This window comes from Thalassovita taeanensis, from assembly GCF_900110775.1.
Classification (GTDB): Bacteria; Pseudomonadota; Alphaproteobacteria; order Rhodobacterales; family Rhodobacteraceae; genus Litorimicrobium; species Litorimicrobium taeanense.
In genome coordinates this window covers 79,594-102,801 of the sequence record NZ_FOEP01000013.1, presented here as the reverse complement: position 1 = coordinate 102,801, position 23,208 = coordinate 79,594, and the positions used below count along the sequence as shown (strand labels likewise).

The 23,208-nt window shown below is 54.8% G+C and carries 22 protein-coding genes; 6 read left to right on the top strand and 16 right to left on the bottom strand.

All coding sequences use genetic code 11. The features are described 5' to 3' along the window. Positions 1 to 76 precede the first annotated feature (76 nt). From BSF79_RS15495 to BSF79_RS15485, 3 genes are read right to left on the bottom strand one after another with little or no spacing between them, the layout of a single operon-like run. Complete coding sequence (locus BSF79_RS15495) at positions 77 to 1,279, bottom strand: NAD(P)/FAD-dependent oxidoreductase (protein WP_090270731.1); 1,203 nt, start codon at positions 1,277 to 1,279, stop codon at positions 77 to 79. A gap of 2 nt (positions 1,280 to 1,281) precedes the next feature. Continuing rightward, positions 1,282 to 1,605, bottom strand: coding sequence for a 2Fe-2S iron-sulfur cluster-binding protein (locus tag BSF79_RS15490; protein ID WP_090270730.1), 324 nt, complete (start codon positions 1,603 to 1,605; stop codon positions 1,282 to 1,284). 25 nt (positions 1,606 to 1,630) lie between these two features. After that, positions 1,631 to 2,848 carry a cytochrome P450 gene (locus BSF79_RS15485; protein WP_342741886.1) on the bottom strand — a complete coding sequence of 406 codons (1,218 nt, stop codon included), beginning with the start codon at positions 2,846 to 2,848 and terminating at the stop codon, positions 1,631 to 1,633. 37 nt (positions 2,849 to 2,885) lie between these two features. On the opposite strand from BSF79_RS15485, the gene BSF79_RS20330 reads away from it, so the two are divergent. Further along, positions 2,886 to 3,065: a helix-turn-helix domain-containing protein gene (locus BSF79_RS20330; protein WP_139246461.1), complete on the top strand. Its 180-nt coding sequence runs from the start codon at positions 2,886 to 2,888 to the stop codon at positions 3,063 to 3,065. 46 nt (positions 3,066 to 3,111) lie between these two features. Here the strand turns inward: BSF79_RS20330 and BSF79_RS15480 are convergent, their stop codons facing one another. Continuing rightward, positions 3,112 to 6,000, bottom strand: a complete 2,889-nt coding sequence (locus BSF79_RS15480) for a Tn3 family transposase (RefSeq protein WP_090270728.1) — start codon at positions 5,998 to 6,000, stop codon at positions 3,112 to 3,114. 120 nt (positions 6,001 to 6,120) lie between these two features. Here BSF79_RS15480 and BSF79_RS15475 point away from each other — a divergent pair, with 120 nt between their 5' ends. Next, positions 6,121 to 6,732: a recombinase family protein gene (locus BSF79_RS15475; RefSeq protein ID WP_047998005.1), complete on the top strand. Its 612-nt coding sequence runs from the start codon at positions 6,121 to 6,123 to the stop codon at positions 6,730 to 6,732. 180 nt (positions 6,733 to 6,912) lie between these two features. Next, entirely contained in the window at positions 6,913 to 7,536 is a 624-nt protein-coding gene (locus BSF79_RS15470; protein ID WP_139246460.1) for a LysR substrate-binding domain-containing protein, read from the top strand. 63 nt (positions 7,537 to 7,599) lie between these two features. Here the strand turns inward: BSF79_RS15470 and BSF79_RS15465 are convergent, their stop codons facing one another. From BSF79_RS15465 to BSF79_RS15455, 3 genes are read right to left on the bottom strand one after another with little or no spacing between them, the layout of a single operon-like run. After that, positions 7,600 to 8,376, bottom strand: coding sequence for a coniferyl-alcohol dehydrogenase (locus tag BSF79_RS15465; RefSeq protein WP_090270726.1), 777 nt, complete (start codon positions 8,374 to 8,376; stop codon positions 7,600 to 7,602). Positions 8,377 to 8,389: 13 nt separating this feature from the next. Then, complete coding sequence (locus BSF79_RS15460) at positions 8,390 to 9,595, bottom strand: FAD-dependent monooxygenase (protein WP_139246459.1); 1,206 nt, start codon at positions 9,593 to 9,595, stop codon at positions 8,390 to 8,392. Positions 9,596 to 9,623: 28 nt separating this feature from the next. Then, the gene (locus BSF79_RS15455) at positions 9,624 to 11,069 is read right to left on the bottom strand and encodes an aldehyde dehydrogenase family protein (RefSeq protein WP_090270724.1); all 1,446 of its coding nucleotides are present in this window, start codon (positions 11,067 to 11,069) and stop codon (positions 9,624 to 9,626) included. A 163-nt stretch (positions 11,070 to 11,232) separates the two neighbouring features. Here BSF79_RS15455 and BSF79_RS15450 point away from each other — a divergent pair, with 163 nt between their 5' ends. Beyond that, positions 11,233 to 12,159: a LysR family transcriptional regulator gene (locus tag BSF79_RS15450; protein ID WP_090270723.1), complete on the top strand. Its 927-nt coding sequence runs from the start codon at positions 11,233 to 11,235 to the stop codon at positions 12,157 to 12,159. A gap of 112 nt (positions 12,160 to 12,271) precedes the next feature. Here the strand turns inward: BSF79_RS15450 and BSF79_RS15445 are convergent, their stop codons facing one another. The 7 genes from BSF79_RS15445 to BSF79_RS15415 all read right to left on the bottom strand — a co-directional run bounded on the left by BSF79_RS15445 (position 12,272) and on the right by BSF79_RS15415 (position 19,405). Beyond that, complete coding sequence (locus tag BSF79_RS15445) at positions 12,272 to 12,622, bottom strand: VOC family protein (protein WP_139246458.1); 351 nt, start codon at positions 12,620 to 12,622, stop codon at positions 12,272 to 12,274. Positions 12,623 to 12,699: 77 nt separating this feature from the next. Then, complete coding sequence (gene dmpG, locus BSF79_RS15440; protein WP_090270721.1) at positions 12,700 to 13,737, bottom strand: 4-hydroxy-2-oxovalerate aldolase; 1,038 nt, start codon at positions 13,735 to 13,737, stop codon at positions 12,700 to 12,702. Further along, entirely contained in the window at positions 13,734 to 14,678 is a 945-nt protein-coding gene (locus BSF79_RS15435; RefSeq protein WP_090270720.1) for an acetaldehyde dehydrogenase (acetylating), read from the bottom strand. The genes dmpG and BSF79_RS15435 overlap by 4 nt, the downstream gene beginning before the upstream one ends. Next, positions 14,675 to 15,463, bottom strand: coding sequence for a 2-keto-4-pentenoate hydratase (locus BSF79_RS15430; RefSeq protein WP_090270719.1), 789 nt, complete (start codon positions 15,461 to 15,463; stop codon positions 14,675 to 14,677). The genes BSF79_RS15435 and BSF79_RS15430 overlap by 4 nt, the downstream gene beginning before the upstream one ends. Before the next feature lie 133 nt (positions 15,464 to 15,596). Further along, entirely contained in the window at positions 15,597 to 17,363 is a 1,767-nt protein-coding gene (locus BSF79_RS15425; protein ID WP_090270718.1) for an FAD-dependent oxidoreductase, read from the bottom strand. Between the two features lie 92 nt (positions 17,364 to 17,455). Beyond that, complete coding sequence (bphD, locus tag BSF79_RS15420) at positions 17,456 to 18,313, bottom strand: 2-hydroxy-6-oxo-6-phenylhexa-2,4-dienoate hydrolase (RefSeq protein ID WP_090270742.1); 858 nt, start codon at positions 18,311 to 18,313, stop codon at positions 17,456 to 17,458. 111 nt (positions 18,314 to 18,424) lie between these two features. After that, positions 18,425 to 19,405 (bottom strand): VOC family protein, encoded by a 981-nt coding sequence (locus BSF79_RS15415; RefSeq protein WP_090270717.1) that lies wholly within the window; start codon positions 19,403 to 19,405, stop codon positions 18,425 to 18,427. A gap of 617 nt (positions 19,406 to 20,022) precedes the next feature. Here BSF79_RS15415 and BSF79_RS15410 point away from each other — a divergent pair. Next, positions 20,023 to 20,766, top strand: coding sequence for a GntR family transcriptional regulator (locus tag BSF79_RS15410; RefSeq protein ID WP_090270716.1), 744 nt, complete (start codon positions 20,023 to 20,025; stop codon positions 20,764 to 20,766). Between the two features lie 27 nt (positions 20,767 to 20,793). On the opposite strand, the gene BSF79_RS15405 is transcribed toward BSF79_RS15410, so the two are convergent. Then, positions 20,794 to 21,582 carry an IclR family transcriptional regulator gene (locus BSF79_RS15405; RefSeq protein ID WP_090270715.1) on the bottom strand — a complete coding sequence of 263 codons (789 nt, stop codon included), beginning with the start codon at positions 21,580 to 21,582 and terminating at the stop codon, positions 20,794 to 20,796. Beyond that, the gene (locus BSF79_RS15400) at positions 21,575 to 21,982 is read right to left on the bottom strand and encodes an acyl-CoA thioesterase (protein WP_175545349.1); all 408 of its coding nucleotides are present in this window, start codon (positions 21,980 to 21,982) and stop codon (positions 21,575 to 21,577) included. Before BSF79_RS15400 ends, BSF79_RS15405 begins: the two co-directional genes overlap by 8 nt. 86 nt (positions 21,983 to 22,068) lie before the next feature. Here BSF79_RS15400 and BSF79_RS20010 point away from each other — a divergent pair, with 86 nt between their 5' ends. Further along, the gene (locus BSF79_RS20010) at positions 22,069 to 23,205 is read left to right on the top strand and encodes an FAD-dependent monooxygenase (RefSeq protein WP_245776428.1); all 1,137 of its coding nucleotides are present in this window, start codon (positions 22,069 to 22,071) and stop codon (positions 23,203 to 23,205) included. Positions 23,206 to 23,208 lie beyond the last annotated feature (3 nt).

The window sequence follows — 23,208 nt, the reverse complement described above, 5'->3', positions numbered from 1 at the left end:
CACTCACAGTTTATCTAATGGGAAAATCGGGAAAAAAATCGCCACAACGACCCTCACGTTACCGGAAAAGCGCCTGTTATAGAAGATCCCTCATAGCATATTGTACAGAACTAAGGGCTGATTTGGTCGTTCCCCTTGGTTTCGAAAGTAGCTTTCTGGCCGCCATGTGGTCACCTGGCGAGTTGATCGTTTCCACCGCGATAAGATTGTCACCGGCAAAACAAAAAATCGTTGTTCCACCAGTGTCTCGTTCAAGTACTTCGACGCTATCAGCTCCTGTGAACAGGCCTGCTATTTGAAGCTTCTGATCACCTTGATCGCTCCAGAACCACGGCAGTGCCTGATAAGGTTCAGGACGCCCGCAAAGTCGGCGCGCAATCGCCCGCGCCTGATCAGTTGCAGCTTGCACGGACTCCAGTCGAGTCCGTGAATTGCTAGTCGGTTCTGGAAAACAGCAGCAATCACCAAGCGCAGAAATGCTGGCATCTGAAGTGAGGAATTGCTCATCCACTTCGATCCCATTGGAGACATGTAGGCCCGCGTCCAAGGCGAGTTCGGAGTTGGGTTTCACACCTGCTGCCACGAGCACGAGGTCGCCGGCAATAACAGTACCGTCAGACAACGCGACGCCGCTCACACGGTCTTCGCCAAGAATTGCCGAGGCATAGCGGTCCGTCAGGATGCGCACACCGTTTTGTTGATGGGTTTGCGCAACGCGTTCTGAGGTTTCCTGCGTTACTGCGCGGGCCATGATCCGCGACATCGCTTCGACAATTGTCACACGGATACCCCTTTTCCGGGCCATCCCTGCAAATTCCAACCCGATGAAACCGCCGCCGATGACGATCGCGTTCTGAACGTGGTCGAGACGTTCGCGGATCTTAATTGCATCCTGAAGGGTTCTCAGGAACACAACCCCGTCCAGATCCAAGTTCTCTACCGGTGGTGCGGCATTACGTGATCCAGTTGCCAATACCAGATGATCGTATGGGAACTGTCGTCCATCCAGTGCCACTACGATTTGTTCGGTACGGTCAATGGACACGACTTTGGTATTCCGCAAGAATTCTATGTTGGATTTTGCGTAGAACCCTTCGGGCTTAAGAGAAATCTTGGCGGCGTTACCATCGGCGATGAAACCTTTAGACAACGGTGGACGCATATAAGGCAGGTCAAGTTCTTCGCCCAACAAGGCAATTGAGTCTTCAAATCCTTCTTGTCGCAGGGATTGCGCAACCTGCACCCCGGCCTGCCCCGCACCAATGATGACAACGCCCATTGCTAAACTTGGCTTTCAGGAAGGTGGACCACCATTCCGTCGAGTTCGGATGAGACCTTTACCTGACAGGACAACCGGCTGTTGTCGCGGACCTCACAGCTGGCGAATCCAAGCAAGTCTAATTCTTCTTCGGGTGCAGCGCCAACTTTGGCGAACCAGGCATCGTCGATATATACGTGACAGGTTGAACACATCATCGCGCCACCACATTCCGCGGTGATCTCTTCAATGCCGTGTTCCAGAGCAACCTGCATTAACGAGTCACCATCCTGAGCGGGCACTTCGGTCTTCGAACCGCCCGCTGTAACAAATGCTATTTTTGTCATTTTCTTTCTCTCAATTTCAAGTTCATTACTGCAAACGGACAGGCATGCTCAGTGGGCCGCGGAATCCAAAACCGGTCCACTTAACTGTATCGGGGTCGACCAATTGCATGTTTGGGAACCGTTCGAAAATCAGTGGCAGCATTGTTTTCCCAACGGTCATCCGGGCGAGGTGGGTGCCAAAGCAGTGATGCGGACCACTGCCAAAAGATTGGTGAGGATTTGGCCGGCGAAACGCATTGAATTTCTCAGGTTCGTCGAACAGTTCTTCATCGTGATTGGACGAGGCCTGAACCGTCATCACAACCTCGTCTTTTGGTATATCAATACCGCCAATCTCAGTATCTTCGGTGACGCGCCTTGAACTGACCTGAATGGGCGCAACCCAACGCACCGCTTCTTCAAACGCACCGCCCCAGCCATTTGTTCGTTTGACTTCTTCCAATTGGTCCGGGTTGGTCAGCAGGCCAAAAATGGTCGTCAGCATGGAATCGCGAGACTCGTTGACACCCCCTGAGATGGCCAGCTTGAGGTTGGCCTGAATTTGACTAAGCGGTATGGGGTTTTCAGCGTTGATCATCGTGGCCAGGGCGGACTGATCGTCCGCGCCCTGTAGCCGAACAATGCTCTGAGCAACCGCGGCGTCAACTTCGTCGTTCACTTTGTCCGCTTTGTCGAACAGGTCTTGAAACCACCCAAAATTTCCAGCGGCATCAATCAATGTCTGGCACCAGCGCTGCATGTCGTCATCTGAGACCTGCGTGAGGCCGCAAAAATCTGCTACCTTTCGCCCCGAAATTGGACCCGCCAACAGCGAGAACAGATCAACGACCTCGCCTCGCGGCAGCGCATCAAGGTATTTCTCGGTAAGGACCTCATAGCCCGGCACCCAGATCTGCTTTAGATTCTTGGGCGAAAGCGCGGGGGCCATGGCCATACGTTCACACATATGCTCCTCACCGTCCTTACGCATCATAGTGCGTGTGCGAAACGCCAATGTTTGTGGGGTGCCGGGATCATCTGAGCTAAACAACCCCGGATTATCCTTCACCGCACGGGTATGTGCCGCTTTGGTCAACATGGTTCGCCCAACCGCCTTGACATGCACAACTGGTGTTTCCTGCCGGAACCGGCGGTAAATCGGGTAGGGATCGTCGATTAGTTGATGAATGGTAACCGTATCGTTGATGGGTGCTTGAGGCATCTTGTTGGCCCTCCCCTGCCTTTGAATCAAGAATTCACGCAAGGCTACCCTTCCAAAACGACTCGAACAATCTGATGGAATGGATATAGTGCATCAAGAAATTAGATGCGTTTTTGCGACGGAAAGAAACTGGATGAAACCTGCAACCATGCTTAACGTTGACTTCAATTCTCTTAGGGTCTTGCGGTATGTGTATGAAAATCAATCATTTTCCATAGCAGCAGAGAAACTTGGCGTCAGCCAATCGGTGGTCAGTTAGGGGTCTGATACCGGAGAGTGCAGGATCGTACGTTAAGCCCCTTGGTTTACTGTTTTGGCCACCTGTATTCGCCTGTGAGGAGGATATGTGCCCATCCGAGGGGTGAGGTATGTGCCAGTAGCATTGGTGAGCAATCCAACCCGTCGCGTTTTCGTGCGGCGACAGCTTGACCAAGGTGTTTGCTGTTCCAGTGGATGACGATGGCGGCGAGGAGGTTGAGGCCTGCCATGCGGAAGTGCTGACCTTCGGCGGTGCGGTCGCGGATTTCACCTTGGCGACCGATGCGGAGGGCGTTTTTCAGGGCGTGGTGTGCTTCGCCTTTGTTTAGCCCGATCTGAGCGCGGCGCTGCATGTCGGCGTCAAGTAGCCAGTCGATGATGAACAGCGTCCGTTCAACGCGTCCGATTTCTTTGAGGGCTTCGGCCAGCTCATGCTGGCGGGGATAGGCTGAAAACTTTCGCAGCAGTTGACTGGGCGGCATGACGCCCGCGACCATGGTAGCGGCACTGCGCAGGATGTCGGGCCAGTTGGTGGTGATGATGCTTTGCCTGACCTTGCCACCAATCAGGCCTTTCAGTTCCTTCGGGACAGCACTTGGATCGAAGACATAGAGCCGCTTGGAGGGCAGATCACGGATGCGCGGAATGAACTGGAAGCCCAGAAGGGCTGTGACGGCGAAGACATGATCGGTGAAGCCGCCGGTGTCAGCATATTGTTCGCGGATATTTCTGCCGGTCTCATTCATCAGCAGGCCATCGAGGATGTAAGGGGCCTCGCTCACGGTCGCCGGGATGGTTTGAGTGGCAAAGGGGCCGAACTGATCGGAAACATGGGTATAGGCTTTCAGCCCCGGTTCATTGCCATATTTGGCGTTGATCAGGTTCATTGCCTCACCTTGACGTGTGGTTGGAAAGAACTGCCCGTCGCTGGAGGCGGTGGTGCCGCCACCCCAGAAACGGGCCATGGGCAGGGTGGATTGCGCCGCGATCACCATGGCCAAGGCGCGGTTCAGCGCGTCGCCTTCAACATGCCACCGTGAGATGCGCGAGAGCTGGGAATAATCATGGGTGCTGGTGGCTTCGGCCATCTTGCTGAGGCCGAGGTTCAGGCCTTCCGCCAGCAGCACGGTCAGCAGTCCGATCCTGTCAGTGCAAGGTGCTCCGGTGCGTATATGGGTGAAGGCTTCCGTGAAGCCTGTGGCATTGTCCACCTCCAGAAGCAGATCGGTGATCCGCACATCGGGCAACCTTTTGTATAAATCCAGAACAAGTTCATGGGCCTCGGCGGGCACTGCGGCGGTGAGCCTGTCGATCTTCAGCATTCCGTCCTCAATAGAGCCACCCGGAATTGCCCCGGCACGGGCAGCGCGTGCCAAGCGTTTCAGTCCCTCAATCATACGGGTTTTGCGATCTCCCAGCCAATCCGCCGGGTCGAAGGGCACTGCCAATCTGGGTGTGGCCCGCGCCTCTGCTATTGGCACCAGCGCCTGCTTCAGGTCGGCATAGCGCCGGGACTGCACCAACCAGATATCGCCGGAGCGAAAGGCATCGCGCAGATGGAACAACACGGCGACTTCCCAAAGCCGATGGTCATCGGGGGGCTGCGCATGAAGGTGCTGGTGCCATTTGGAACTGCGGCGCAGAAAGGTTGTTGGCCGAACGGTCTCTTGTCCGCCCTTTGCGACAAGCCGAGTAGCTTCGACCAAAGGTTCGGCGACCGATGCTGCCTGAATATCGAGCGCCCTCAACATGCGCGGCGCGTAGCGCCGGAACCGATGATAGCCTTGGGCGACATGGGCCAAGGGATTGGCAGCCATTGTACTGGTCAACTGCATCGCCGTGGCGACAAGTCCTTCCAGATCACGCCAACCGCAGGCGGTCGTAACCGCGCTCTCAAGGGGTGCGCCATCGCCATGCGCTTCCAGGAGAGCGGCCCCCAAGCCTGAGAAAGAACGAAGTGTGTCCTGCAATGCTGCTTTGGCGCCGGTAATCTGCACATCACATAACCTCTTGGCATCGCGCCAGGTTTTACCCACGATCCGATCATGGGTCTCAATCACTGCATCAGCTATCGCAGCCTGCCATTCCACAGCACAGACGGTCATGATCGCCCACCGCCGATCGCTGGAAATGTCGCGCAAATCATCCGAGAAATATCGTTCGCCTTGGCGACGAAGTCGGGTGATCCGGTGGGGTGGAACGCCATCAAGGGCAGCGGTCGCAAGCCCGAGACCTTGCAGAAACTCCAACCGGTCCAGCAGGCGGTTCGCGTCTGCCGAGTTCTTGCCAACCTCAAATTGGCGCAACCAGACAAAACGGCTGACCCGGTCATCGACGTCTTCCGAAAGCAGGGCATCCAGCCTGCCTCTCATGGGCGCGTCGAGACGGTCGGCGATGCGCGTTTCCATCCGACGTTCGGCGGCGACAAGCGCATCAGCGCAGAGCCGTTCGATCACCGACACCCCGGGCAGAATGGTCTGGCTCCGGCGGCATTCTGTCACGAACCGACGCGCCAGCTCCTCATTAGAGCGCGCAACCTCAGCCTCAGTTTCAAGCCAAACCTTCAGGTCGCGGGCACCACGTCCGGTAAACATCTTGTAGCCATAGATCGCTCTAAGCTCGATCAGATGATCCCGCCGAGTCTCTTCGCGGACGGCGTAGCCCTCCAACTCAACCGCTTGCATTCCCAGCTGAGCCGCGATGAACCTGATCGCTTTTTCTGGGATGACCTCTCCAGCCGTCAGGAGGCGGCCGGGGTGTCGAAACGCGCAAAGCTGAAGGGCAAACCCAAGCCGGTTTTGTGATCGTCTTCGCAGACGAACATGTTCGATGTCATCATCGGCCAACGTGTAATGGTGAAGTAGTGCCGCTTCACTGGTTGGCAGATCAAATAGTGTCGCGCGCTGGCGCTCGGTCAGAATGGTGCGATGCGCCATGCTTCTTTTGCTTTCATGGGAGGTATTGAGTATATTTATTTATGATATGAGATAAGGAATAAATCCGTTGCCCGAAAGCGACCGCCGAACCCAAGCATCACAAACCAACGTTTGTGACACATGCTGATTGGCTATGCGCGCGTCTCTAAAGCCGATGGCAGGCAGTCTCTTGACCTGCAACGGGATGCCTTGATCGCGGCGAGCGTTGGAGAGGAGCAGATTTACTCGGATCTGGCATCTGGCAAAAAGGATGACCGGCCAGGGTTGGAGGCCTGCCTCAAGGCATTGCGTGACGGCGATGTTCTGGTTGTGTGGAAGCTCGATCGTTTGGGGCGTAGCCTGCATCATCTGGTCAAGACCGTCAGTATGCTGTCTGAGCGCGGGGTTGGCCTTAAAGTGCTCACCGGGCAAGGTGCGCAGATCGACACAACAACTGCGGCAGGACGGCTTTCATTCGGCATCTTTGCCGCTCTCGCCGAATTTGAAAGCGAGTTGATCCGTGAACGCACAGTGGCCGGTCTTCAGGCAGCCCGGGCGCGGGGGAGGAAAGGCGGACGAAAATTCGCGCTGTCAAAATCACAGGTGCGCATGGCACAGGCCGCAATGGCAAACCGCGACACGTCTGTTTCAGAACTTTGCAAAGAATTAGGCGTGAGGCCCGTTACTCTCTATCGCTACGTCGACCCGAACGGCAATCTGCGAGACTACGGCAAGCGCGTCCTCGGAGCCTAACGTACTATTCTGCACCCAGCCGGAATCTACCCCAGTTACACTATCGACAAGTTGCGAACAGCCTTCTCGGACCCCTTGTTCGTTCGACAAGGGCGTCGAATTGTTCCAACCGACCGCTGCGTTATCGTGGTGGAAGCTGCTCGGCGCATCCGGGACGAGATCGAATTCCTTGCGGGTCCCATGGAATTTGACCCTGCAAAAGTCGAACACACGATCAAGATCGCATGTGCTTTTTACGAAAAGCGCATCGTGATCCCACCTCTGCTCAAGGAAATACGGAAGCAGGCCCCGAGGCTTTCGGTAGAAGTTATCAATTCAAACTTAAGCGGAGAGGAACTCCTCAAGCGTGCCGAGGCCGAGCTATATATCGGTTCCAAACGGCCCAAAGATGAGAGTTTTTTCTGCCGCCGTGTTTTTGAGGACAAATATGTCTGCATTATGGACCCGCGCAATCCACTCGCACAGAGCGCGCTGAATAAAGAATCTTACATCGAAGCAGTGCATGCCTCTGTGTTCCACAATCAGAGTTCTCAACCCGACTATCTGCGCCAATTGAACGACGACGGTATTGTACTGAACAGCGCAGCAAAGGTCAGTAGCTTTGCCGGTATCGAAGACCTTGTTTTGGGAACAGACCTGATTGCGACAGTACCCTACAGACTTGTCCAAGATTTCGCGGATTCCGTGTATGTAACGGCCCTACCCTTTTCATCTTCCATAGGGGTAGATCTGATCTGGGCCACGAGAACCCATCGCTCATTGCTACATATCTGGTTGCGCGACCTGATCGCCAAACTCGCGTAAGACAACGCAAAGAGTTGAGTGATGAGGGCCCGAGCCCGGCCTTATCCGATCGCCAGAAGTCATTCAGAAGCCGTGCTGCGCCGAAAGGAAATGCGCCGACATCCCCCCATCAACCGCAAGATTGGTTCCCCGGATCCATTTGGACTGATCTGAAAGCAGAAAACCGACGGCAGGCGCAATATCCTCGGCGGTGCCAGCGCGCTCCAGTTTTTGCATATTCTCCTCAAACCGTTTGCCCAAGGTAGCCGCGAAGTCGCCCAAGATAGGCGTATCAACTGGGCCCGGGCTGACCGCGTTTATGCGGATGCCTCTATCCCGCCATGTCCAGCGGTTCTGGAATGTCCAAACGAGCAAGGCTTCCTTACCCAAAAAATATGACCGTCCAGAACTGTCTAGGTCCTCGACCTCACAAAATTCCGAAATGTCGCTGTCAAAGTCGAGCGCCAACGCACGTTTTACCTGTGGCAGGCCTGTCTGCCATCCGTTCCCGGCCAATGAGGCCAAATTCACGATCGAAGCGCCGTCAGCGAGCTTATCGACAAGCCCCTCAGTCAAAGCACGCAGGCCAACCAAATTGACACGCAACACAACGTCCGCAGGTGCCGTTGGTGGCACACCGGCGATGTTCGCCAATCCATCCGTATCATTGGGTAAATCAGCAACCAGCTTCACAACCGCATCTTTGTCGGACAAGTCGACAAGATACATCTCGTCCACGTCCTCGGCCTCATGGCGGTCAATGCCAATGACCCGTGCGCCATCTGCACGAAGAACGCGGCATGTTTCGGCCCCGATACCCGAGGCCGCACCGGTGACGATATAGGTTTTTCCGTTATGCATTTGTTTTCGGCCTTTATCCGTCGGTTTGAACCGGTTTAGGGCGCAAAGGCACCGTCAACGGATCGTAGTTATACAGCCACTTTGCACGGTCAGCGGCGGGCTGCTTATCTGCAAAAGCATCACGGAATGCCTTATGGGTATCATGGTGATACAACTGCGCATGGGCCGTGCTTTCGTTCACGATGCGGGCCGTGCGGTCGATGCGGGCTTGCTCATAAAGCGTCAGCGCCTCAGCAAGATCACGGCCTTCGTCCAGCGCCCGCACCAGTACAGCACCGTCCTCGATTGCCATTACGGCGCCTTGCGCCATGTATGGGATCGTTGGATGGCATGAATCTCCAAGCAAAGTGACCCGCTCCGTACTCCAGAATGGCAGGCGCGGGCGGATATTCAACGCCCAGCAATAGCAGGAATCCCGATCCATCGCGTCAAGCATTGTCTGCACATCGGGATGGAAACCCTCGTAATCGGCTTTTAGGTCTTCCCACGGCGCCTTGATCGTCCAGCCAACTTCTGTCCAATCTGGCTTTTCCGTGCAGCCGACAAAGTTCAGGTAGTTGCCCTTGTTCACCCAATAGACAACCATATGACGCCGTGGCCCCATCCAGTTGATGAATACCGGCGGCATGAAGTCATCGGGAAGCTTTTCAGCGGGTATCATCCCGCGCCATGCGACCTGTCCGGTGAATTCCGCTTCCTGTGCGCCATGCATCTGTTCCCGGATCGCAGATTTGATCCCGTCTGCGCCAATCAGCAAGTCACCTGCGACAGTTTCGCCGCCCTTGAGGGTCATGACAACGCGGTCTGCTTGCTCTTCATACCCTTCCACAGTGGCATTCAGGCGAATGCAGCCTGGCTTGAGCGCCTCGACTCTTTCTCGCAGCATCCGCAAGATATCGGGACGGTAAACGTGGTAATATGGCGCGCCAAATTTTGCTTCGTGGTCGGGCCCCAGCGGGATTTCACTGATAACTTCGCCAGTGTCATGCAAGCGAAATTCAGTACGTTGTGGAAGCACAGAAACATCGTCCAGCGCTTTCTTTAATCCCAAATTGTATAACACGCGCGTTGCATTCGCGCTGACTTGGATACCTGCACCAACTTCAGTCAGTTCTGGGGCCTGTTCGAATACTTCCACATCATGCCCGGCCTGCAACAATCCCGCAGCGGCGGCCAAGCCGCCGATGCCTCCACCGGCAATCAGAATTTTCTTTCCCATATTGGTCTCCACATTCCAGTAATTGTGATCAGCCTTCGGCTTCAAAATAGATATGTTTGGTTTCGAGAAAATCGTTCAGGGCCTCAACACCGTGCATGCGACCCACCCCACTTTCGCGATATCCGCCGGTCTCGGCCTCGGCGAATAGCCGGTTGTGACAATTCAGCCAAACAGTGCCAAAGCGAATATTGCGCCCCATGCGCATCGCCCGGTTCAAGTCATTGGTATAGACGCTGGACGCGAGGCCAAAGCGTGTCGCATTAGCCCGCTGAATAGCATCTGCCTCATCAGTAAAGGTTTCGACCGACACGATCGGTCCAAAGTGTTCGTCCTGAATCAGATCGTGGCTGACATCTTGAAGCGAAAACAGCGTTGGCGTCACAAAGTAGCCATTGCGCAATTCCTCACCGCCATCGGTGCCCCGCAAAATCATGGTGGCCTCATTCCCGGCCCTCTCGATTACTGCCAGCAATCGTTGCTGTGTTGGCTTGTCGATTACCGGGCCAAGAAAGCTCGCGGGGTCTAGCCCCGGCCCTACTTTCGCCGCCTCAAATGCAGTCTTCAGGCGCTCGGTTGCTTCTTCGGCGATGCTTTCATGAAGCAGCACCCGGCTGATGGCCGTACACATTTGCCCGGACAGCACCAACGCTGAGCGGCTGATCTCAGCGATTGCCTTATCTAGGTCCGCATCATCAAATAGGATCGCCGGAGCCTTGCCGCCCAGTTCAAGCGACAGGTGTTTCATAGTCTCAGAGGCGCTGGCCATCACCAGTTTGCCGGTATTGGTCGCCCCGGTAAACGAGACCACATCAATATCGGGATGCTGCGACAGAACTTGCCCTACCTCAATCCCGTTTTCATTTACGGAATTCACTACGCCAATTGGCAGATCAGGGAGGTTTTCAAAACACGCAACGATACGGGCATTGATGAGCGGGGTCTGTGGCGCCGGCTTAATGACAATTGTGCAGCCCGCCGCCAGTGCCGGTGCAACCGAGCGCACAAGAAGCGTGACAGGCGCATTCCACGGCACGATGACAGCAGCGACGCCGGATGGCTCTTGCGTCAGCAATGACATCTTGCCTGGGCCGGTCTCAGTAGTTCTGCCGAAAATGTTACGCGCAAGGCCAGCGTAGTAGCGTGCCTCGTCGATGCCAAACGTGATTTCCATCTGCGCTTGCGCCAACACTTTGCCATTCTCAAGTGTCAATAGATGGGCAAGCGCGTCTTTGTTCGCTTCCATTTGGTCGGCCCAGTCGTTCAAAACTTTGGCACGCAATCGAGGATTGTTGCTCCAACCGGACGCGTCGAAGGCTTGGCGCGCGGCTCCAATCGCCTGTTCAGCGATGGCCCGGCTTCCAAGCGCGGCAGTGCCAACAACATCGCCGGTTGCCGGGTCAGTGACCTCAATGCTTTCCCCGTTCACCCCCGGAACCCACTGACCAGCGATATAGTGATTGGCAATTCTGCTCATAGTCGTTCCTTAGTCTGACTGCACTCTCAAACAAGAAGTAGCCTAATACAGCAGTGTAACTCCAAGATAATGCACTTCAGTCTGGATACGGAAAAACCTATCGCAACTTGCCTAGAGTGCATATTTATGCACAATGTCAATACGTTTCTCGTGGGAGTAGAATGTGGACCTTCGCCAACTGAGATATTTTTTGAAAGTTTCCGAGTTGTCTAGCTTTCGCGCAGCGGCGGAAGCATTGAACATCTCTCAACCGGCTCTCGGCGCGCAAGTGAAAAACCTGGAAGCGGAACTCGACGTTCTTCTATTCACCCGCCATTCCAGAGGCGCAGAAATTACAAATGCTGGGAAGCTGCTTACAGAGCATGCCCGTGTTATTTTGGAACGCACGGAACTGGCAAAACGAGATGTCCGCCGCTTTTCAGGTGCTCCCGGTGGTATCGTCAAAATCGGTGTGACCCCCTCCATCGGTCGGGTGCTTGCGCCAGAACTGTTGGAAGTCTGCGCGGACCGCCACCCGGATATCGAAGTCAATTTGATGCAAGCTTTTAGTCACGAACTTGATCGGGCGCTGATAGGCTCTCGTTTGGACATGGCGTTCTCGACCAGTGATCTTGATGACGAAAAATTCGAGTCCCTCCCCCTCTTGCTCCAAAAAACCTATGTGGTCGGGACCGCAGATGCGCTGAAGGGACTACAATCGCCAGTATCCATCAATGAATTGGAAAATCTGCCTTTGGCTATGGACGCTCGCAATGAGGAACGCGCGCACTATCTACAAGACATGGCGGCACGAAAGGGGATTAAGCTGCGAAATGTTCGTTCGCCGATTCACTCCATGAGCATTAGACGTGAAATAGTTCTTTCAGGAAACTGCAGCACTATCGTTCCTTACGCTCTTTTCGCACAGGAGATTTCGCAAGGGCTCTTTGAAGCGTTGGAAATTGACGAAGCAGATCTTAACAGAGTTCTGAACCTGAATACTCGTACCGTCGAAACCATGATGCCAGCTGAACACGTTATTAGACAGCTTGTTGTCGAGTTGATAGACAAGCATATCTCGCAAGGTGACTATGGATGGACATTTCCTTAGTCATCTCTAGTGCCGCTTTTATGATGTTTGCCTCGTGCCCTGAGAGAGCAGCGTAGGTTCTTCAAGTGTTGGTGCCTTGTAACCTCACTACTGCTTGACCCCTGCTTCTGAATTAGCTCAGCATCAGTTCACGAAAGATGATTTGATTTCCAGCGGGATCCGCAATCCTAAACGACCGTTCCTCAAAACTGCAAGAATCTGGTATGACGTAGCCTGCCTCGCCTAACTCCTTCAGAGCGGCTTCAAAGTTTGTCACATGGAACTCAATTCCAGTTCGCGACTTTTTCAGGTCACGATCAACAGCATACAATTGGAGGCCCGGCGTATTTGGAGAGGGTCCTGAGAATACTGCCTCATCTGGTGTGTTTGTAGTCAACTCGAACCCAAGCTCATCGCGATAGAATGCTATGACAGCATCCATGCAACTCCGAGGTGAAAAAAGTTTAAAACTTTGATCGGTCAACTTGCTCTCCTATCACGAACTGCGGTGTCTGGAGGCCCAACATATGCGCCACCAAAGAATGCAGGATAGCCCGGCTGCTAGGCACTTTGGTTTCGTGCCTTGGCCAGATCGAGTGCAACATCCACGATCATATCTTCCTGACCACCGACCATACGCCGCTTGCCCAATTCCATTAGGATAGCCCGTGTATCCAGACCGTGCTCGCCCGCTGCTTTTTCGGCATGGCGCAGGAAACTGGAATAGACACCGGCGTAGCCAAGACTCAACGTCTCGCGGTCAACACGCACGGGGCGATCTTGCAGCGGACGGACAAGATCTTCGGCTGCGTCCATGAGTTTGAACAAGTCTGTCCCGTGATCCCAACCATAGGTGTCTGCTACTGCGATAAAGACCTCAAGCGGGGCATTGCCAGCACCAGCACCCATTCCTGCCAGAGACGCATCAACGCGGATTGCGCCATTCTGAACCGCAGCGACAGAATTCGCGACGCCCAGACTGAGATTGTGGTGGGCATGAATGCCGCGCTGCGTTTCAGGCTGCAATACTTGGTCATAGGCCTGCAAGCGCGCGGTCACATCATCCATAACCATCGCGCCACCAGAGTCGGTCACATAGACACAATGTGCGCCATAGCTTTCCATCAGCTTGGCTTGTTCGGCCAGACCTTCAGGCGTGTTCATGTGGCTCATCATAAGGAAGCCGGACACATCCATGCCCAGTTCACGTGCGTAGGCGATATGTTGTTTCGAAACGTCGGCCTCAGTGCAATGGGTTGCCACGCGGACCGAGTGTACGCCAATTTCATAGGCGCGTTTCAGATCGTCGATTGTCCCGATCCCGGGCAGCAAAAGAGTTGTCAGTTTGGCGTGACTGACCACATCTGCAACCGCCTCGATCCACTGCCAATCGGTCGTCGCACCGAATCCATAGTTAAAGCTGGACCCAGCCAGCCCGTCACCATGCGCAACCTCGATCGCGTCAACCTTGGCGTCATCCAGCGCCTTGGCAATCGCACGCACCTGATCAAGGCTATAGCGATGGCGCACCGCATGCATGCCGTCGCGTAGCGTGACATCCTGAATATAGAGTTTGTCTTTCGACTGAAGAATACTCATATCGTCGCCTCCAGTTTGCGTGATTCCACAATGCGCTCCGCCGTCTTCAGTGCGGCGGATGTCATGATGTCCAGATTGCCAGCGTAGGCGGGCAGATAGTGCGCCGCACCTTCGACTTCCAGGAAGGTTGTAACTTTCAAACCGGTGTAGTTTTGATCCAAGTCTGGGATAAACAGTGGGTCGTTGTCGCCGATGGCCTCGAACTGCACCTCTTGTTTCAGCCGATAGCCGGGTACGTAGCTTTGCACCTCAGCGACCATGTCCTTGATCGAAGCGCGGATAGCATCCTTGTCTGCCGCGTCGCATAGGCAATAGACGGTATCGCGCATGATCATCGGTGGTTCTGCAGGGTTCAGGACAATGATCGCCTTGCCCTTCTCGGCCCCGCCGACAACCTCAATCGCGCGCGAAGTGGTTTCGGTGAATTCGTCGATATTCGCACGCGTGCCTGGGCCTGCAGATTTTGAAGCGATCGATGCCACGATCTCGGCATAGCGCACCGGGCTGACGCGATTGACCGCCGCCACAATCGGGATTGTCGCCTGCCCACCGCAGGTTACCATGTTGACATTTCCCGCCTCCAGATTCGCCTCCAGATTCACCGGCGGGATCGTGTACGGTCCGATCGCCGCAGGGGTAAGGTCGATAACAGTCTTGCCAAACGCACGCAGTTTTTCGTCATGCACTTTGTGTGCGCCCGCTGACGTTGCATCGAATACGATCTCGATCTCATCGAAATTTGGCAGTGCGATCAAACCGTCGATGCCGTCTGCCGTGATCTGCACGCCCATCCTCGTGGCGCGCTTAAGTCCATCTGATTCAGGGTCGATTCCTACAAATGCTCCCATTTCGAGCACCTTCGATTTTCTCGCAATCTTAATCATCAGATCCGAGCCGATATTACCCGACCCTATAATCGCGACCTTGGTTTTGCTCGTCATGCGTTTTCTCCATCGAATGTGAAATTGACCGTTCCGAGGCCTTCAACTGATGCTGTGACATCCGCGCCTGGTGTCAGCGCGACCATTGGACCAAGCGCGCCGGTCAGAATGAGATCACCAGCCCGGAGCGGCTCACCGCGAGCGGCAAGGGTCCGCGCCAACCAGGCCGCCGCGTTCAACGGATGACCAAGACAGGCAGCCCCGGTGCCGCTTGAGGCAAGTTCGCCATTTACCGTGAGCTGCATTTTGCAGTTCAGAAGATCCAACCCATCCAGCGGGTGCTCTTCTTTCCCCAGTACGAAGAAAGCAGAAGAGCCGTTGTCCGCCACCGTATCGGCAAAGGTGATCTTCCAGTCTTGGATACGACTGTCGACAATTTCGATTGCAACAAAGGCGCCTCGCGTAGCGGCGGCCACGTCTTCTGGCGTGGCCTCGATCTTATCCAGGTCCCCCGCAAGAAGCAGCGCCACTTCAGCCTCAGCCTTGGGCTGAATCACACGGTCACGCGCTAACAAACCCCCATCTGAAAGCTGCATGTCTTCAAACAGGACGCCAAAATCAGGACGGTCGACGCCGAGCTGTTTCTGAACGGCTGTTGATGTCAGGCCAACCTTACGGCCGACGATTCTCCGCCCACTTTCCTGCCAAAATCGCGTGTTGATCTCCTGAATCGCATAAGCGGCCTCAACATCCGTCGGCTGCAAAGTCTCGCGCAACGGGAGAATAGTGTCATTCGCGTAGGCCTCCCGCAGGCGGCGCGCCGCAGTATCAAACAAATCAGGCATCTGGAAGGCTCCGTGAAAAGGTAGAAATTTGTATTGCCCAAAACGTCTGCATTGATTGTGGACGTCGTTTGGACGAATTGGCGTGGGCGACGCAATGAATTTATGCGCCGCCCACGGTTCAGTTGCACCGCAGTTAGCCGTCGCGGCCCAAAATGGTTTTCAGGGCAGGGAGGAAGCCATCCAGTTGGGTCTGTGCGGCGTCATTTGAGCGCCATGCAACGAACATGTCTGGCCGAACCAGTATCGCGCCGTCCTCTTCGACCTCGCGCGCCTCCGCCCAGTCACCATAGGTGTCGACATAGGTTTGGCCGGGCCCGATGACCTGAACCTCGAGGTCGATGCCCAGTTTTTGTGCAGCGTCCTGTGCCACCTTAACCCAAGGTTCGCCAGCGATGCCGGTAAGAAGCGTGAATTTTCCCTTGCCGCACAGATCCAGAGTCGAGACGCGTCGCTGATTGCGCGTCAGCCAAACGTGCGGAACATGAGCGCCAGGCCGTGACGTGGCTTGATGGTGATAAACGCGGTCGCGGTCAAACCCAGGGTCTGCCGTACCGTCCGGGTAAACCGCCTGCGATTCATAGCGTTGGTTCAATTCCAGACCATGCGCGCCGCCAAACCCGGCCAGCGTCCCGTTCATCGCCGCGCGCATCTGTGCTCGGGCGGCCTCGCCTTCGGGTGTAGCGCTTTTGTAGCGCGCCATTGCGCTTTGTGCCATTTCGTCCGAATGCGCCGGTGGTAGGCCCATCGCCATAAACATCGGTGGCAGTTTGGACAGGCACATGTAAGCGTGGTTGACCACTTCTTCGCCGACCGGTGTCCGCTCCACGTCATAGGTTGCCAGCAGGCTCGGGCCCGCTTGCTCTTTGACGACCATGGCGAGCTTCCAGCACAGGTTGTAAGCGTCCTGTACCGAGGTGTTCAGGCCAAGTCCGCCCATGGGCGTATGACGATGCACAGCATCACCCATACAAAAAACCCGGCCATTCGTGTTGTTTTGTGCAAATTGCTGGTTAAATTCCCAGGTAGAAGTCGCATCGATTTGGATTGGGAACTGGTCACTCCCTATCACTTTTTGGACCACAGCGCGCGCTTCATCGTTACTTATGTTCAGTTCGCCTTTGGACAAATCATAGCCTGCGGTACAAACCCATTTGTTCCAAGGACGCACCATCCGCAAAACGCTGATACCCGTGCCGTTCAATCCAATGCCACCCGGTTGGATCATCCAGAACATGTCACCGCGGCGGTGGTCAGTCAAAGACGACAAATCAGCCGTAAATTCGATATTCAGCGCCGCTGCAGCGCCTTTTCCCAACTCTCCTTCAAACGGCAGACCCGCGTCTTCCGCCACTTGCGAACGCGCGCCATCCGCACCGATCAGATATTTTGCTCGCACGGTGAACTCAACACCTGTGACACGATCCAATAATTGAGCGCTTACACCATCTGCATCTTGGGTGTGCGAAAGGTATTCAGTCCGAAAACGCACATCACTCCCACGTATGCCTGCGGCATTGGTTACAAGTGGTTCGAAATAGAGCTGCGGTAAGTCGCAATACGAACAAGGGCTCGCCAGATCATGTTCAGCCTGTCGAACAATATCAGTGGACCAAGTGCGAATTCGCCCGAATTCTTCTCCCACAAGGCTGGTCGAAAAGGCGTGTTCGCCCATGTGGCTTTGCGGTGTCGCGAGATCTTTTGCGGCTTCTTCCAAGCCTAGATCGCGCAGAATTTCCATCGCGCGTTGGTTGGTAATATGGGCGCGAGGGCCAGGCGATGTCGACCGGTATTTGCTGATGGCAATATTCTTGATGCCCATGTCAGAAAGCAAAGTCGCGGCAACTATGCCAGCTGGACCCGCCCCAATGATTAGAACGTCGGTTTCTACTACTTCTGCCATTCAATTTCCTCCCCGGAATTTGTTCTAGATTTGAAGTTGGCTTGGCGCAGGTCCTCTCCAAACCTGCACCAAATTCAAGGTTACCGAAGACTTCAGCCTTCGAGGAATCCCAAGACCAGACGATTGAAGTCGTCGGCATGTTCCCATTGCGCCCAATGACCGCACTGCGAAAAGACATGCAGCTGAGCGTCGGGCATGCTGTTGATCAGCTTGAGCCCGTTATCCAACGGCACAAATCGGTCATCTCGCCCCCAAACTGCGAGAGTCTTATGAGGTATATCCTTGATCCGCGCCGAAACATCCCAGGTGTCAAATGAGACAAGTTTCGTGCTGGCAAGGAAGTTTTCTAGATGCGCCCGGCTGCGATCAATGTTGTCCCAACGCCCTTTGCGCAGCTCTTCAGAGATCAGCGTAGGATCATAGACAAACACGCCGAGCAATTCCAGAAGATGCTCGTAGCTGGGAGCGGCATAAAGCTGGACCATTTTCTTGATGCCTTCCTGCGGGTTTGGCTGCATCATGCTATGACCCATGCCTGCCGGCCCCATCAGGATCAGTCGATCGAGCTGATCTGGATACTCAAGTGCAAAGTTAAGCGCTGACACCCCGCCCAACGAATTGCCCACCAAATGCACCTTGTCGATACCCAAAGCGTCAATCAGCCCTTTGATCGCATGAGCATTCACTAGGCCCCGCGGGATATCAGGAATGATCTCACCGGATTTGTTAAAGCCTGGGCAGTCGACAAGGATAACGCGATAGCCGCGCTCGATAAAGAAATCGAAGTTTCTGTAATAGTTGCTCCAACCCGATGCGCCTGGCCCACCGCCGTGAAGCATTATGATGGTTTCACCGGTGCCTGCGTCATTGAAATGGATGTCGAAGTCATCCAATCCAGGCGCATTTATCTTCGCGAATTTGCTTGTCTCGGATTCCGTGTATTGGGTCACGTTTTTCACCTTCCGTTTCACTTAAAGTCCGGCATCGCCGTCACTAAATCTGTTGGTCGTGGCCATCGCCGCGCGCCCATTGCGGGCGGGCGGACGGCGATGGCCGGACTATCAGGCTTCCGTCGTAATATTCATGACGTGCTCATCGGTGTGCGGGATATAGTCGCTTGGCCCCCACATTGTCAGCGCCATCATGACATCCTTCATGGTCCACTCGACTGGCTCCCAATCTGGATCAAAGATCAGGTAGCCATTGCTAAAGATTTCCACGCGATGACCAGAGCCCGGATCGCGGACATAGAGGAACATCGCTTGGCTCACGCCATGTTTCCCTGGTCCCTGATCCGGCTTGATGCCAGCTTCGACCAGTATATCCGCCGCCCTCAAAACGTCCTGCGCATTATCCAACCAAAACGCGAGATGGTGCAGCCGGGCGGGTGTCGGATCTTCTGGGCCCGCATTCATGATTGCTACGTCGTGCACAAGTGGGGTCACACTCATCCAAGCGCCGATGAGGCCTGCCGGCGACATGGCATATTCGCGAACCTTGAAGTCAAGGTTATCTGATAGCCAGTCTCGGGTTACAGCAGGATCGCGCGTCGTGTGCAGGTTGACGTGGTCGATGCGCCGCACGCCGATCCCATGATGCCATGACCGATACGGCTGATTGAGAAGTACCGAACGGTCCTCCTCAGCCACGTCCGGCTTTTCGACGTCATAGTATAAACGAAAGTTGTGTCCGGACGGCGCCTGGAACCGAAGTGATTCACCAATACCGTCTTCTGCGTCGGGTGCCTGAACCGTGACATCTGTGCCATTGGCTGTCAGGATCTCGTTGAAGCCCTCAATATCTTCGGGTCTCCTAACACGCCATGACACGTGATCAAGGCGCGCACGGTCACCAGCCTCTAGAACCAGGCTATGATGCTCACGCTCCATCGCGGCACGTAGATACACCTTCGTGTCTGTCCGTGCAGTAATGTGCATGCCAAGAATGTCGTGGAAAAACCAAACCGACTTTTCTAGGTCCGGGGTGAAGAGATGCGCAGCGCCGAGCTTTGCGATCTCTGGGTGATAACGAAAATCTGTCATTTTTCCTCCTCCTCGTAAAAAAATTAGTGTCCTGTCAATGGACGATACTTTGCCATTCCGTCAGCGCTTGTTGGGCAGCATGGGGCACGACACGCAGTCGAGCGCGCTGACCGCAAGCAAAAGCCGAATTTTCAAAGCATCCTCCCTAAGATGGCGATCCCATCGTTGCCTCCGTCAGATCAGTATATCTCCCAATTACTTAACGTTTGTAGGACAATCTCACTTTCTCACAAGATATGCCAATAAGATACTGCCCCCTTACCTCACTAAGTCGCATAATAGCCTGATTCAAAAACGTTATTTCTCATACGACAGTGTTATAAATTGATGGATAATTCACGAACGTTGGTTGCAATTTGGATTTTTTTTGCTAGATATTATGCATTGTCCTGCAATTTTTCATAAGGCTGATCCCGGACTTTAGGTCATTAAGCGCGTACTACTTTCAACGCGTCTGGTGTTCCGGCCTTGCTTGGGAAACCAAGTAAACTTAAAAGAGTTGGCAACTGCGCAAGTCCCACAAACCGGGATTGAGGGTCGCCTCGAGCGGTACGTGAGGGCTTCAGGCTCCGTTCGATAGCTAAACGAACCAAAGAGAAACAAGTGGTGGAAAAAAGATGAGCAACGGTGCAACGACAGTTGAGCGCATTCGCCTCGAAATCGAAGCAGCCATCCAGAATGGCGAATTCGTTGCGGGTGAGCGACTTACCGAAACCGCCCTTACACACAAACTAAAGGTGAGCCGCGGACCATTGCGAGAAGCGCTGCTTCTTTTGGAAAACGATGGCATCGTTGAGCGCCAGAACAACAAGGGCGCAGTCGTTCGCAAACTTTCGCGCCAGCAGCTCTCTGAGTTTTTTCAAATGCGGGAAATGTTTGAACGTTTCGCCGCTGCCAGCTGCGCAAAGCGCATAAATGAGGCCGGGGTTAGGGATAGCTTTGTCGCGCTTTACCAAGAAGCCGAACACCTTCAAAATGGGCAGCAAGCGCGTCCATTCTCTGAGCATGACGAAGAGCTACACACAACTATTCTCAGCCTTGCCAATAATGACACGCTTGTACGATATTGGCGACGCTTGCGCATGCCGCTTATGCGGCTTCGATTCATCACGAACACCACAGTTTTTGATGTGGCCCGCTCCGCCACAGAACACATGAATATCCTTGGAGGAATCCTCGACGGTGACGAGCGCGGCGCAGCGGATGCAATCGGGGCTCATGTCGGCCGTATCAACGGGATCGTTCAGCGGATGGATCAGGGAGAGTTCGAGCGCGTTTTCTGGTTTGCAAAAGACATCACGGATTTACCCCAATCCATCGAAAAAGCCGCGCCCCAAATGCTTCAAGGCAAATTGCACTAAGGCCAACCAAAGGCGGGCGGGGCGCCGTCACGTCGACACCCCGCCCACAGACCTTTTGCTGCAATAGTCCAACAATTTCTGCACCTGCGAAGTGGTCGGGCCAATCGTATCTGGGTCTGTGCCGACAAGCGTAATTGCAGCTTGAACCTCACCTTGCCAGTCCAAAACCGGTGCCGCAGCCGCTACGAGGCCAGGAATAAACCGCCCTTCGACCGAAGCGAATTGTCGTTGGCGGGTCAGGCTGATTAGCTCAGAAACTCCTGACTGCGAGGGCTCGAAATCGAGCACTGGCCGGGGCTGTCTCGCTAAACGTTTCAACTGAGCATCACGCACCGGCGAGATAGCACGCTGTGGCCCCCACACCAGAAAAACGCGGCCGGTCGCTGATGTCAAAAGCGGCAATGTAGTACCAAGACCCATGGAGGTATCGGTGGGTGAGCTGCCGCGCTCCCATCGAACAACCGTCGCACCCTGGTTTGCCCAGACCGATAACAATACAGTCATTTCTGTTTCAGCCGAGAGATCCGCAAGGCCACGAGCAGCGTTGTTGACAAAATCGTGCTGGGCCAGGGCGGCAAGACCAAGTTCCAGCGCGGCGGGGCCAAGATTGTATTTGCGTGATGATCCACGTTGTTGAACCATCCCGGCAGCAACGAAAGACGCCAGATAGCGGTGCGCCTTGCTGGCAGACATTTCACACGCGCCCGCGATCTCGGACAGGGGTTGGGCACCGCCTTGGCGCGCCATATATGCAAGCACGCGTAATGCCGTGTCGAGCGAGGTCAATCCGCTGCTGGTTCCGCCGTCGTCAGTCATGTTGTTCTTTCACGAGTGCGCGCAGTGGCGCAGTTTCTCCAGCCACGATATCGTTATCTGCGCGAATGAAAAGACATCGCACCTCACGTCCGGCAAAAACGCGTTTCCCCTCCACCTCCCCTTGATATTCGAGCGTGAAAGATCGGCGTGACCATTCGGTCAGGCGAACGACGAGTTCGAGTTGATCGCCGTCGCGCATGGGATGATGGAATTTCGCCGAGGTGTCGACCACGCCCATCCCAACCGCGCCGAGCTGCCGGCAAAGCGCTGCGTGCCCGCCCGATTGTCGCAGCAGAGCGTGAAAACCCGCATCCATCCAACGAAAAGCGTTTGGATAGAACACGATACCTGCAGGATCACAATCACCAAAGCTGATGTTGATCGGAAAAATAATCTGCATGAGTATTTCCTTATATGGAATGCATTGCATATTTAAGAATCTTAGCCTAAGCCTGTCACCACGTCGAGAGCTATTAGGAGGATCCGATGACAAAACTATCCAGCATCGATATTTTGGGCGCCGGTCCGGCCGGCCTCTACACGGCCATTCTCATCCGCCGGTTGATGCCCGACGTGAAAGTTCAGATTACCGAGCAAAATCCAGAGGGAGCTACATTCGGGTTTGGCGTTGTTTTTTCCGATCAGGCGCTTGAGTTTCTGAAGGCTGACGACCCCGAGACACATGACCTTGTGACACCTCACATGGAGCGGTGGCAGAACATGGCGCTGAATCTGCCCGGTGGCTCGGTGACGCTCGATGGTGTTGGCTTCACCGCGATCGGCCGCCTTCAATTGATCGAAATTCTGACGGAACGTGCCCGCGCGCTCGATATATCCATCCGCTTCGGCACTCCAGTCACCGATATTGAAACGCTGACTGCCGATCTGGTGATTGGCGCTGACGGGCTAAACTCTCTGGTGCGGAACGCGTTCGCGGACCGTTTCAAGCCGAACGTCGAGTATTTCGATAATCATTTTGCCTGGTTCGGGGCGACGCTCCCTTTCGATGCGCTGACCCAGACCTTCATCGAAACTGAGCACGGGCCGATGAACGCGCATCACTACCGGTTCTCGCCGGACAGCAGCACATTTATCGTAGAATGCGACGGCGAAACATTCCGCAAGGCGGGTTTTGGGGAAATGACCGAGGCGGAAAGCGCGACATTCTGCAGCCGCCTGTTTTCCGATGCACTTAAGGGCACGCAACTTGTGACAAACAAATCCAATTGGCGTCAGTTCCCACGACTCTGGTGTGAGCACTGGTTCGCAGGGCGCTATGCACTGCTGGGTGATGCCGTGCACACCGCACATTTTTCAATTGGGTCGGGAACGCGGCTGGCAATGGAAGATGCCATCGCCCTGACACAAGCCCTCGCGCGCCACGAACACATCGAAGATGCACTTGCGGACTACCAACAAAAACGCCCGCCGATTGCTCGTAAAATAGTGGACGCCGCCAACACGTCGGCAACCTGGTACGAGACCTTTGGCGACAAGATGCGTCTAGATCCGATGGACTTCGCCCATGACTATCTGATGCGCTCCGGTCGCATGACAGAAGATCGCTTGCGAAAGCTAGCTCCAAGATTCGCAAGCGACTACCAAGCGTTCAAAGCCAAATAAGCG